Source organism: Erwinia sp. (assembly GCF_049696395.1).
Lineage (GTDB): Bacteria > Pseudomonadota > Gammaproteobacteria > Enterobacterales > Enterobacteriaceae > Erwinia.
The window spans coordinates 1-12,605 of the sequence record NZ_JBAVTT010000179.1; the positions used below are offsets into that span (position 1 = coordinate 1).

A 12,605-nucleotide genomic window follows, 5' to 3' on the forward strand; every position below is an offset into this window, starting at 1 on the left:
ATCAAAGTCCTGGGTATTCGAAAACGGCAGATACTCAGCAATGGCTTCGTTAGCCTTCTTTGTTGCTTCGGTGGCTCCTTTGGGGGCCGCATCCGCTGCACTGGCAGTGGCAGTAGCCATCAAAAGCGCGCTCGTCAGCAGCGTCAGGGTAAACTTCTTTGGGGCTGTGGCTGTCATATTATCCTCATAAACCTCGACTACATGGTTTTTGGAAGTGCTCTGGAACAACAGAGAGTGGCATGATGTTTTTTTGCTCAAAAAACATTTAAACAACAATTGTTTAACAAAAACACATACTTTTTGAAGATATAATTTTTCAGACACATTCACAAATGTTTTTTTTCGCACAAACAGCGCATGCTTCTGATACTGATGGTATTAAATGCGTTCAGCCAGATGAATAAAGTGTGGTTTTCAGGGGCACGGAGAGGGGATTTGACGTGATAACTCTCTAAAATGCCGTCATCTCGCGGCGAAGCAATCCCCTAACCCTGCCAATCTTTGCTGTCAAAACAAAGGTTCTAATTATTAACTGTACTGTAAAAACCGTTTTTTGTTGTAAATCTTTTTATCTACAAAACAGGCGAGGCCGATCCCCCTGAAGGAGGTTAACCTGAACCTGAACTGGTTCCAGAAACAGCGCTTCAGTTGGTCATGACAATGCTGTTAATCGGTTGCTAAGCGTGTTGAAGCCGTGCGATTTTCACGTGTTCAAGATGAAGAACCGGTTTATCAGGCCACCTGAACAAGGTTGTCGCAAAGTCGTAATACGGGCAGTATGGATGTCTGTTGGAAAAATAGTAAAGGGAATTAAATGCGAACAAAATCAACATTGATGACGTTACCGCTGCTGATAACATCACTATTCTTCCTGACAGGATGTCCCCCCGTACCGGATCTTACGCAGTGGAAGCGTCCCGGAATGGACATTGATGACGTTCGCGTTGCACCAAAACATAACGCTGTCCGAATGAAGCGGTATCAACCCCGTTGGGATTTTACCTTTTGCTCAGGCTGAAGTGATTTAAAAACGTGCCTGCTGAATATCAGCCAGATGAGCAGGGCGCAGAGTGCAATGCCCGCCAATATAAGATAGGCAAAGCTCCATGAGGTGTGGCTTACGATGGCACCAGCTAATGCCGGGCTAAGTGAGGCACCGAGTCCCTGAAGAAGCATAACGAGCCCGAGCGCGGCGTTAATATGTCCTGAGCCATTAAAGAGTGAGGCGATAAGTCCAGGGACGGCCACGCCCAAAATACCTGCGGCAACGCCGTCCAGCGCCTGTACTGGAAATAATACGAATTCATTGCTCCAGAACGACGCTATCGCTGCACGAAAAGGCAACACGATCAGCGCAATCACAATAAGCCTGGCGTAGCCATATTTTGAGGCATACTTCGCCGTAAGCAGTGCAACGGGGATCATCACCGCCTGAGAAATCGCGACCGTAAGGGCGGCATAGGTGCCAGGCGTGAACAGAGAATCCAGGGGAGAGGAGGCGACCTGCATGCTTAACATCGGCAGCTGTGCCGCGTTGGCCAGGTGGAAGAGAAGCAGCGTAATCCCCGTTACCGCCAGTTCAGGTCGCTTCAGCAACGCCAGCACAGAGACAGACACGGCGGGGCCTTCGTGTTTTACAGCCCCTCTTGCCACAGCGTGATCTATATCGTGTTTATTAATCGCTAGTGTGCACACCACGGCGCACCCCGCCATGGTAGTCATCAGTAAAAATACCGAACCGGTGCCCCAAATCCAGCAGGTGAAAGCCGCGAGCACCGCAACTGACATATTGCCGCTGTGGTTGAAGGCTTCGTTTCTGCCCATCTGCAACAGAAAACCTTTCTGACCGGTGATGCCTAAGGTGATACCGGCAATCGTTGGGGCGACGATAGCTGCCGCGATACCGGTAATAATTTGCGATAAAATAACCACGGCGGACGTTGGGAAAAACCACAGGGCCAGCGTGCTCAATGTAATAAGCAGGGATGCCGTGATAATTAACAGACGTTTATAACGTGTGGCATCGACGATCATCCCCGCCGGGAATGTGGCCAGCAGTCCAGCCAACCCGCCCACCGTCATTACCAGGCCAATTTCTTCCGCCCGCCAGTGATGGGACACTAAAAAGATGCCTAAAAACGGCCCAAGCCCGTCACGGACATCAGCGATAAAGAAGTTGAGCAGACAAAGAACCTGCAGTGAACGTAATCTCATTAACCCTGGCCCCGAAAAGTTTTATCATCACCAAAATACCCCGGCATCATGGCCTGGGTTGAGTTGCCTGTCTTATTACCCTGAATAATCTTAAGAACTCAAGGCAACTTACTGAAACTGTATCGTTTTGATGGGGCTCTGTTTGCAAATTTCTGGCGTTAACGGTTTTTTAGCATTGAAGTGTGAGGTTGAATCGAATAAAAATGACGGTTGAAGTGTCTACATGATAATCACTTTAAGGATTATCAATATGACTCGTATCGTGCCTGCGATCGCCATGGGTTTTTTATTCTATCCACTAACCTTATACGCCAACCCTACGATCTACAGTATCAACCCGCAAAAAACGACAATTTCTCTATCCTGGCATGCATTTGGGGGGATATCCAAAGCCTGCATGGGAAACGTGAAGGGAGAAATTACACTCGATGCAGGAAATGAAAGGGAGGATCGTATCGACGTTACCATTCCGGTCGCTACCCTTGAGGCTTCCAATGGCTTGTTAACCTACCAGATGAAAAGCCGTCCCTTTTTTGATGTTGAAAGCTATCCGAACCTGGTTTTCACTAGTAGTCGCGTTGTGGCATTGGAAAATGGACATTTTCGGGTATTTGGAACTCTGAAAATTAAGAACGTCACACGCCCGGTGATCCTTAATGCATCACTGGATGGGAAAATGGGTGGTCTCTCCGGTACTGAGAATATTTTTCTGTATGCCTCAACAGCGATTTCGCGTTCAGCATTCAATATGGACAGCTTTGCCGCATTTGTTGATGACACGGTGAAGATTACTATTGAAATTCAGGCTCGCCCGTTTAAAGGCGCATCAATAATCCCGGGGGCGAGCTAATCAGCATGCCGGGACAACCATTTTTCGATACAAATGCTGCCTGCAAGGTCAGTACATTTGATTTCAATTGGGAAACTCGCCGCCAAACCGGACGGGGAAGTCAATCTCTCCGTTCATAACGTTCTGAATGGCGTCCCATCATAATCTCAAGCCCAATCTGCTGACCGTATGAAAGCTCAAGCGTGTTGCCATCAGGATCGGCGAAGAACGCCCAATAACCCACTGGATCGGATGATTGCTGTGCTGGTCGGCGTAACACACCTTCGCGTTCTGCCAGAGCAACTTTGGCATCGATCTCTTCTTTGCTGTTAGAGGCAACGCCAATGTGACCAAACGGACCCAAAGGCGTATCCACCGTTGTCTGAGATTGCACCAGCACCAGTGCAAACGGACGCGTCAAATCAGATAGCCATGCGACTTTTTGAGCTTCTGCAACGCCTGGTGAGCGCTCATGGATGACCTGCATGCCGGCATAACGCTGATAGAAATCGACGCTGCGTGCTATATCTCTGACTTGCAGCGCTATGTGGCTAAAACCAACATCGTGCTCTTTCATATTACATTCCTGTGAAATCTCCAGGAGTTGAATATGTCATAGATTGTTGAGGGTACTTGTTCTCAAATGCTTAAACGTCCCTCCCGGCTGCCAAAAGAGAACAACCGGGAGTGTTCGTTTTTCAGACTGCCAGCGCTTTCTCTTTCTGGCCGGCCATTTTCTCCATCAGTCGCATCAGCAACGACATTCTGGGTGCCGTGCGGCCCGGAATGTCGCGGGCAGCGGGTTTACACCTGATGGTCCAGAAGTCGCGCATCACCCTGTTCGATAGGGATACGGCGAGGCTTCGCACTTTCCGGCACCTCCAGCTCAAGCGCCACCCGCAGCAGGCCGTTTTCAAGCCTTGCCCCCGTGACCTTCACATGTTCCGGCACGGCAAAACTCAGCCGGAAGTTGGCCTGATGTATTCCCCGGTGAAGCCATGAAGCGCCCGTCTCTTTTTCAGCCTGAGCGTCGTCACGGTCGGTCTCCACTTTGTGGCCGGCGACCGTCATCTGGCCTCCCGCCACTTCAATCTCGAGTTCACGTTGGGTCCAGCCCGGCACGCTAACGGTCAGGGCGTAGTGCTCCCCGTCCAGCTGCTGCAAATCATAGGCGGGTAGTCGCGATGCGCTGGTATCGCCGGTGAGCTGGCTGAACAGTCTGTCCATGCGATTAAAGCGGTCTGACAGCACCGCATCACTGAAGAAGGGAGAAACGGAATAATTGCGCAGATTCATCATGATAATCCTCTGAATAAGGGTTCATCCAAAAGTTCATCGAACCGGGGCCAGCCCCGTTCATGGATATTTATATAATCTGTGCCGGAATTTTCAAGCCCCGATAAAAATTTTTTTTGGCCAGATATCACGTCAGTCCTTTTCCCATAAGCCGGGAAACGAGGTAAGCCTGAGTGCAGGTATCAGGGGGCTTGCCGGTATTGATTCCTGCAAGAAAAATGATAAATTCCGGCTAATTACACGAAAAGAGGGGAAGGGAAGGGTGTTCGGTAAAATACTTATCGGCCTGCTGCTTGTAACAACAGTCGGTTTTACGCTTTTCGGGCTGATATTTTCGTTGCAGCAGCTGTAGCGTCAATGTTTATCATTTCGTCCTTGAAAGGCATCACCACCCAGAAGAAATAAAAAAACCCGCACGTGGCGGGTTTTTTTAAGGTAACGGAAGCTTAACTGCTCAGGCTGTTGCCGTCATCGCTGTTTTAAGCCCGTTACTGGCCGCTTATAACGGCACGACGTTTACCGCAGAGGGGCCTTTAGCACCGTTCTCCACGGAGAACTGTACTTGCTGACCTTCGTCCAGGGTTTTGAAATCACTGCTCTGAATGGCAGAGAAGTGGACGAACACGTCCTTGCTGCCATCCTGCGGAGAAATGAAGCCAAAGCCTTTATCAGCGTTAAACCATTTTACTAAACCAGTCATTGAATCAGACATCGATACTTCCTTAATTTTTTTGGCCACGAAAGGTGGCGAACGTGGTCTGTTTTGCAGAGATGAACTTATGGGGCACTTAGGAGGAGACTCACGATGAAGGGTATCTTTGGATAACGCCTGAACTGAGGACTGCTTTACTAAAACTGCTTTCATAAGGTCTGTGTAACAAACCGATGGGGCATACTACGCCGCATCGGGAAGGGATTGCAAGGGGTAACGAAATAAAAGTTCCACTCGGGGTGCAATTGGGGATTATTTTCCAGCCTGGCATCAGACAGAGAAAAGCCCTGATGATGACCATCAGGGCTTTTAGGGTGATACATACACTTGGATTAACATTAACAAACTTATCGAATTTTTACTGCCGGTTGTACAGCGTTAAAATGCACAGGTCCAGACAGATAATATGAGGCGCCGAATCTATAAAACCTCCTTATATTACCGGATAGCATTGCACTGCCTGAAACAAAGGCAAGCTGAACAGGTACATCTCCCCCATCGCGATATCAGACTTATTGATGCGTGGCCTTACTGCCGTCGGTAAGTCATTCTGGCACATAACACGTTATCGACGTAGATATACTCTTTTTACATGGCCTGACATCATCGCGAAATACACGTCCCCACTTTGCGGTTGTGAAGCTTGTAACAGGGCCTTAAAACGACAGGCGGTCATTAATCAACCCTCCTGTATTCCCCTATTGCTGTTACGTGGCCTTTACCGCATTACTTTTCATTGTCAGAAGAATCTTGGTTATAACGATCAGGCTGTCACATCGCCTGCCGTTGGTTATTAATTTTCTCATCCATAAAACAGAGTCAAGACTTTTTTTCGTTGGAAAATCCAGGGTGCTTTTAGGCTTCGAATCCAGTGTGATGTCATGCTCTGCATACCCTTTACTGTCGTTATGCTCACTACACAGATTGAGGGTCTCACCGTCGCACAGAGAATCGCGGCAAATAAGCTAAACTTATCAGGTCCATTGGGCAAAGACAGACACAGCAACGACCGGCGGCTATTTCTGGCCTTGTTAAATCAGGAGAAGCTTCATGAATGAAGATCGCATCAGTGTTAACTGGAAGCAGCTTAAAGGCAAAGTGAAGGGAAAGTGGGGCGACCTGAAGGATGGCGATAATTTAATCTATTCGGTATTAAACTGTTTGTGCATCCAGTGTGATAGGGGGGACATGTGTACGTAAAGGAAAAAAATTTTCCTTCTGAAGTTTGTGCCGTAGTGGGAAAAGCGGTATCAGAACTTCTGAAAGCTGGCGAATCACTTACAAAAAAAGGGGCTTATTATGCTTCAGACGCACACCAGCCAGATAACCGATAAAAATCTCGATGTCATTTATCGAGAGGCACTCAGCTACCTGCTTGAAATTTTTCACTGAAAATAAGGTCTGCTTCTCACCCTCATAGCCTTATCATCCATAAAGCTCTATTGCCGCTCTATATCATTCCGGAATAACTCTAAAGGCGTTGCACGATATAAGGGATGTCGGTGCACGTAAAGTTAGAAAGACAATCTGGCCTCTGGGCACAGTCAGGCCTACCCGCCGGTTGTCCCTCGCTACGGCGAGTATATTCTCAGAGACTGCAGTGTTGTCAGTAAACACTACAGTTCAGCAATACAGGGCCATCAGTGTTTTTTGGTACCGTCAGCCGGTCCATCATTAGTAAACATATGACTGACGTTTTCGCTGTCACGGACGTCCTTACCGGCTTCACGCCGCTCATCAGCAATATAGCCCCTGACTTCGCTCACAGCGCGCCGGCAAGCCCGTTGTCTGGCAAGATCCATCTCGTCAGCTGTCATTGCCTGCAGCTGCTTTATAAGGGCGGTGTTGCTGATTGCTGAATCATCCTTAAGGAGGACCATTACGGCCTCGCCAATGACAATGTCAGTCAGTTTTTCTTCATCGTTTCTGTACATACTAACGTCTCTGGATCAGTGAGGTTAACGCACCGTGAAGGGCGCAAACGTTGTGAAGCAGATATCTGCAATTCGGCAGCGGATCTAAACAGGACCCGCTGCCGGTCAGAATGTCAGACTGAGGAGTAAAGTAACGAGTGCGGTAGATTGATATTCTGCAAACATAATGCTTTAAAACTCAGCCTTCACGACCGAACAACAGGCCGATCAGTTCATGATAATGCTGTTCCTGCTCCTGACCTGTCGCCTGCTCAAGCCGGCTTAGAAGACGGGTACAAATTGATTTGCGGTTCAGAAGGTTACCTGAACGCAGAATTTCAACCACGATCTGTCCCAGCGTTTCCTGTTGCGAAGGCAGCGCAGCCTCGCTGAAGTACCGGCTGATGTCGTTTGCAGCCTTTGGATTCGACCCGTCCTGACGCATTTATATGCCCCTCTGCCCTAAAGTTCAATAAGTGTCCAAGAAATTTGCGCTAAAGTTATACAAAAAATTAAAACTTGTACAGCAATAGTGAACAGTGACATTACGCAAATTTTAGCAAAAAGTGCTTATCTATTACTATCATAGAGTTAATGAAAGCAGAGTCGGTCCAAACTGAGTACCTAAGTCTCACGAAGAGTATAATAAAGCCCTTAAAGGGCATCAAGATGGCCGTAGCTGGAAAATTCTGTATTTGACGCTGCCAAAGCCCTTAATGAAGGGCGTTGTCAGAAAACGAAAGTTAGAAATGTCGTTTGGCTATAGTGATGATAAGCCACCGCAACTACCTTATCTTACACCCGCTGGATAAAGTTTCCTCTGGTATAGGGAGGTTGTAGAAGCTTTGGTCATGAGTCGTGCCTTGAAACATCCCGCGTGAAGGAATGCCTTAACGTGTGGGGATTGGCTGAGGAAGTCAGTTGCGGGAGTCAATTTAGGTGAATCCGATTTATTCACCAAATCCCTACACAGGGGAAGACCAGCATCTTACCCTCACCTGAGCCTGAGCCTGAGCCTGAGCCTGAGCCTGTAAACTCCGGTGATGTCATCCTTGAAATTCTGTAGGGACCGTATGAACCTAAAAAACAGAATGTCTTGAATGATGAGTTCGTTGACTGGTTTGCTGTTATTTCGAGGGGAATGTCGTTTTAGTCAGAGTTTTAAATATCACCTCAAAAACATCATTCTTTTTATTCATAAAAAATTGCTATCATCATAACTTTATTGTTATTTTTTTTAAAGAGTTGAGGTTTTCCTCTTTATTTAATGTTGGCCAACCTCAAACTTACTAATACAGTCCTGGCACAAACTAAAAATATTAACATGACGCTTTGCCGTTCCAATTGCCTGTCCATCTGTATAAAGAGTGCCGATGAAAATTTTGAAGTTGGATCTTATAAATTCATCACATCCTTTTTTATGCAGGACCCATTCCTTGTTCTTACTGAGTAAATAATAAAATGCTGCTGTGGTCATAGATTCTCCATTGAAAGAGTGATCAATTTTTGCACAGCAAAAAAGTGTCTTCCTTGATCTGGATCAAGGATTATTTAGTTAATAAAATTAAATTCTGAGATAATTAACAATGTTTAGTGATTTATTCTCCATATCAAAAACTCAATAATAGTTATTTCTATAAAAATAAAACAATAAACATTCATTCTAAACCATGCATTAACAATTATCGAAAACATAGCATCTTAGTAAAACATTAATTTAACAATGATGATGATGATGATGATGACGTTAGTAAGAGAGTGATAGCGGGGCGTCAGGAATTCGGAAAACATCCCGAATTAATCCTGTTTGTTAAGCGGAAATGACAAATCGCTGCGAGCGAGAGGTGGCATTCAGGTCCATCAATTAGCTAAATGGCCCTGAAATTTTGTTAAAATAGTGCAGAGCTATCCTGGCGATTTTCTTTCAAACAGAGTCAAATTTTACTCGTTATGAATGCTGCATCTTAACGACCACTTTTCCTTTCGCATGTCCCTGAGCAAGGTAGGCAAGAGCCTCCTTCGTCTCTGCAAAGGGGAACACTTTGTCAATCACAGGCTTGAGTTGTTCAGCTGCTATGAGTTCGCCGATTTGGGTAAGTTGATTGCCATCAGGACGGACAAAGAGAAATGAATAGGTCAGGCCCCGTTTTTTCGTGAGACGCTTAATCTTACGGCTCATCAGCCCGAACACGAAACGCAGCAAGAAATTCACTCCCCGAGCCCTTGCGAATGCGGTATCTAAAGGCCCGGTGAGGGAAACAATCGTTCCTCCGGGCTTCAGTATTTGGGTGGATTTTTCAATCGTATCGCCTTTGACAGTGCCAAGAATGACATTGTAGCCGCTCAGCACGTTTTCGAATTCTTGCTTTTTATAATCAATCACCTCGTCTGCGCCAAGACGACTCACCCACTCGACGTTGCCTGAACTTGTTGTGGTTCCCACCTTCGCGCCAAGATGCTTCGCCAGTTGGATCGCAAAACTGCCAATTCCCCCGGAACCTGCCGGGATGAAAACCTGCTGACCAGGCTGCAGCATGGCTCGCTCTTTCAGCGCTTGCCAGGACGTGAGGCTCACCATAGGGAGAGCCGCCGCCTGCACGAAATCCAGATTTGCGGGTTTCATTGCTGCGGCGCTTTCAGGCACCACTGCAAATTCGGCAAGAGAGCCCGTTCCCTTATCGAAAATGCTGGCAAATATTTCGTCACCTGGCTTGAAACGCGTCACACGACTTCCCACGGCAATGACAACACCGGACAAATCACTGCCCAATGTGGCGGGGAGTTTAAAATGCAAAACCGGCTTAAATAGTCCGGTTGGGATAATGTTATCAATCGGATTCAGGCCGACAGCGTAAACGTTAACCAGGATTTCATCAGGAGTGACTGAAGGAAACTCTACGTCATCAAATCCTAAGCCAGGAGATTTACCATAACGTTTAAACGTAAATGCTTTCATCGTCTTAGTCTTCATTTGTCGTTTACCATGAGGCGTTTGTCAGTGAAGGATCTGCAGAGTGCCACTCATTGACTAGAGTGCTTTATATTGTGGAATTCCAAAGGCGCGTTCGTCTTCAGCCTTTCGACCTGCTCCGGCCCGGTTACGCGTTAGCGGTGCCATCACGATATGGTTGGTAAGCGTAAAAGGCCCAAGATTGTAGGGCTGAAATAGGGGGGGGGTCGTCATGTTTATTTCCCTGCATAAGGTAGGTTAGTTTCAACCTAATGATGATGATCATCATCTTTAAAGTCAATCTTTTTGATTATGGTCATCATCAATGTATACTTAGCCCTATATTTTGAGAGGATTGAAAACATGAAAGTGTCAAAAGAGCAGGTTCGGGAAAACCGAATGCGCATTGTTGAAACGGCCTCAGAACTGTTTCGCGAGCGCGGTTACGATGGCGTGGGTGTAGCGGAACTGATGTCTGCAGCAGGGTTAACTCACGGCGGGTTCTACAAGCACTTTGGCTCTAAGGCAGATCTGATGGCGGAGGCGATGAGTTGCGGTTTTACGCGCTCTGCAGAAAGTACGGCAGGTGTGAACCGGGAAAAATTTGTTGAGTACTACCTCTCCCGCCAGCATCGCGATGAGAGGGGAAAGGGCTGCGTGATGTCTGCACTGGGCGCTGATACAGCCCGTCAGTCTGAGTCAATAAAGGCGACATTTTCGGCCGGAATTGAACGTCAGCTGGCAGTTTTGGGAAATGACAATGGAACCCGTGCTGACCTGATAGATACCCTTGCGCATCTTGTTGGCGCACTGGTGCTATCTCGTGCTTGCCCTGATAATTCAGCTCTGGCGGATGAAATTCTGGATGTCTGCCGCACACGGCTTTGCAGTCAGGATGCCCATAAGGATTAAGTTACTAAAAAAAGCCGGAAGCAATGCTTCCAGTTTTTTTAGAGGTTTTACTGATACGTCCGGCGTCTAGTTCACGTTTCCAACGATCCGCAGATCCACCTCATCCGGAACTTCATTATACGAAAGCACATGCAGCCCGGCAGCGAACAGGCGACCATAACGAGCGATCAACGGACGCAACTGCGGCGTCACCAGTAACACGGCCGTCAGGTTTTGCGCCTTCAGCTGTTCCAGCACCACCGGCAGCGTGGATTGCAGCTGAGTGAGGATATTCGGATCAACCGGGAAGCTGTCGAGACTGACTTTTCCGGCCTGCTGGGCCTGATTCAGCGAGCCTAACAGCAGATTTTCCAGCGCGTTGTCCAGTGTATAAGCCGAGAGAGGTTTGCTGTCAGGTGCGATAGCCGCAACCATGGCGCGACGCAGAGCAAACCGCACGTCAGAGGCCAACAAAATGGGATCTTTGGTCAGTGCCGAGCTTTCCACCAGCGTGGTCGCGATAGTGGTAATGTCCTTAAGCGACACCTGATCCTGCAACAGAAGACGATACACCTTCAGCTGCATGCTGAAGTTCAGCGCGGTGTTTACGTCTTCCGCCAGCCTTGGCGCAACGCCAGAAAGCCGTAAGTTCAGCTGAGTAATATCATCATAGTTAAACAGCTCCGGCAGATGCTCGCGGGCAATGCGGTTAACATGCGTCGCGATCACGCTGGCGCAGTCAACAACCTGATAGCCAAGGTTCAGCGCTTTCGGCTTCATCTCTGGGGTGATCCAGGTAACGGCCAGGCCGTAAGCCGGGTCGGTATCCAGCACGCCGTCCACCTCGCCGTATTGTTCCGCCGTTGGGATCGCCATCATCCGATCCGGATGGACTTCACCTACCGCCGTCCGCACACCGTTGACCTTGATCGCGTATTGAGCCGGCTTCAGGCGGAAATCCTCTCTGATAGAAATCTCCGGCAGCAGTACGCCGCTGGTTTCCGAAACCACCTGACGCACGCCACGCACGCGCTGTGTTAACGGGCTGCCTTTCGATTTATCGACCAGCGTCACCAGCTTGTAGCCAAGGTTCAAACCTAACGCCTCCACCAGCGGGATGCTTTCCCAGCACACGTTTACGTGGTCATCATTATCCAGCGCGCGGGTAAGGGCCGCCATATCCTGATCGTTTTGCGCGGGTTTCTCCACCAAACGACTCTGACGCCAGGCAATAAACAGCAGCAGGCCGGTAAAGGCCAGAAACACCATATGGGGCATGCCAGGCACGATGGCCAGCACAAACATCACGAATGAGGCGGTATAAATGGTGGCGGGATTGGCTAACAGCTGCGTTTTGATGTCATCAGAAATGCCCTTGCTTTCATCATCACTGACGCGAGTGACGATGATAGCCGCGGCTGTAGCCAGCAGCAGGGAAGGAATTTGCGCGACCAGGCCATCACCAATGGTCAGCAGAACATATTGATCGAACGCCTGGCCAGCATCCAGATTGTATTTGAAAATCCCGATCAGGATGCCACCAACGACGTTGATCAGCAGGATCATGATCCCGGCGATAGCATCACCACGAACAAACTTTGAGGCCCCGTCCATTGCGCCGTAGAAATCGGCCTCATTCGCCACATCTCTGCGGCGCACGCGAGCCTGCTCCTGATTGATCAGCCCTGCATTGAGATCGGCGTCAATCGCCATCTGTTTGCCAGGCAGCGCATCGAGAGTAAAGCGTGCCGAGACCTCGGAAATACGCTCAGCGCCTTTGGTCACCACCACAAAGTTGAT

Annotated in this window: 11 protein-coding genes and 2 pseudogenes; 3 read left to right on the plus strand and 10 right to left on the minus strand. The window is 48.4% G+C overall.

Translation table 11 applies throughout. The features are described 5' to 3' along the window. Positions 1 to 348: pseudogene (locus tag WCC56_RS20520) on the minus strand (hypothetical protein); the annotation flags it as partial. 633 nt (positions 349 to 981) lie between these two features. Then, on the minus strand, positions 982 to 2,214 hold the full coding sequence (locus WCC56_RS20525; protein WP_424694161.1) for an MFS transporter: 1,233 nt from the start codon (positions 2,212 to 2,214) through the stop codon (positions 982 to 984). Positions 2,215 to 2,464: 250 nt separating this feature from the next. On the opposite strand from WCC56_RS20525, the gene WCC56_RS20530 reads away from it, so the two are divergent. Continuing rightward, entirely contained in the window at positions 2,465 to 3,064 is a 600-nt protein-coding gene (locus WCC56_RS20530; protein WP_424694162.1) for a YceI family protein, read from the plus strand. Positions 3,065 to 3,164: 100 nt separating this feature from the next. Here WCC56_RS20530 and WCC56_RS20535 read toward each other — a convergent pair whose 3' ends face one another. From WCC56_RS20535 to cspE, 3 genes are all read right to left on the minus strand, one after another. Next, entirely contained in the window at positions 3,165 to 3,620 is a 456-nt protein-coding gene (locus WCC56_RS20535; RefSeq protein ID WP_424694163.1) for a VOC family protein, read from the minus strand. Between the two features lie 227 nt (positions 3,621 to 3,847). Beyond that, the gene (locus WCC56_RS20540; protein ID WP_424694171.1) at positions 3,848 to 4,339 is read right to left on the minus strand and encodes an Hsp20 family protein; all 492 of its coding nucleotides are present in this window, start codon (positions 4,337 to 4,339) and stop codon (positions 3,848 to 3,850) included. Positions 4,340 to 4,838: 499 nt separating this feature from the next. Beyond that, positions 4,839 to 5,051 carry a transcription antiterminator/RNA stability regulator CspE gene (gene cspE / locus WCC56_RS20545; RefSeq protein WP_424694164.1) on the minus strand — a complete coding sequence of 71 codons (213 nt, stop codon included), beginning with the start codon at positions 5,049 to 5,051 and terminating at the stop codon, positions 4,839 to 4,841. A 1,050-nt stretch (positions 5,052 to 6,101) separates the two neighbouring features. Between cspE and WCC56_RS20550 the strand changes: the two are divergent. Next, a pseudogene (locus WCC56_RS20550) lies at positions 6,102 to 6,185 on the plus strand (CsbD family protein); the annotation flags it as partial. A 506-nt stretch (positions 6,186 to 6,691) separates the two neighbouring features. Here the strand turns inward: WCC56_RS20550 and WCC56_RS20555 are convergent. The 4 genes from WCC56_RS20555 to WCC56_RS20570 form a co-directional block, all read right to left on the minus strand. Next, positions 6,692 to 6,985, minus strand: coding sequence for a hypothetical protein (locus WCC56_RS20555; protein ID WP_424694165.1), 294 nt, complete (start codon positions 6,983 to 6,985; stop codon positions 6,692 to 6,694). Between the two features lie 178 nt (positions 6,986 to 7,163). Continuing rightward, positions 7,164 to 7,409: a regulatory protein YcgZ gene (gene ycgZ / locus WCC56_RS20560; protein WP_424694166.1), complete on the minus strand. Its 246-nt coding sequence runs from the start codon at positions 7,407 to 7,409 to the stop codon at positions 7,164 to 7,166. An 819-nt stretch (positions 7,410 to 8,228) separates the two neighbouring features. Continuing rightward, positions 8,229 to 8,441, minus strand: a complete 213-nt coding sequence (locus WCC56_RS20565; protein ID WP_424694167.1) for a hypothetical protein — start codon at positions 8,439 to 8,441, stop codon at positions 8,229 to 8,231. 471 nt (positions 8,442 to 8,912) lie between these two features. Next, positions 8,913 to 9,935: an NADP-dependent oxidoreductase gene (locus WCC56_RS20570; protein WP_424694168.1), complete on the minus strand. Its 1,023-nt coding sequence runs from the start codon at positions 9,933 to 9,935 to the stop codon at positions 8,913 to 8,915. A 342-nt stretch (positions 9,936 to 10,277) separates the two neighbouring features. Here WCC56_RS20570 and WCC56_RS20575 point away from each other — a divergent pair, with 342 nt between their 5' ends. Continuing rightward, positions 10,278 to 10,826: a TetR/AcrR family transcriptional regulator gene (locus WCC56_RS20575; RefSeq protein WP_424694169.1), complete on the plus strand. Its 549-nt coding sequence runs from the start codon at positions 10,278 to 10,280 to the stop codon at positions 10,824 to 10,826. A gap of 66 nt (positions 10,827 to 10,892) precedes the next feature. Here WCC56_RS20575 and WCC56_RS20580 read toward each other — a convergent pair. Further along, positions 10,893 to 12,605: flagellar biosynthesis protein FlhA (locus WCC56_RS20580; protein WP_424694170.1), on the minus strand; the 1,713-nt coding region annotated here is incomplete at its 5' end.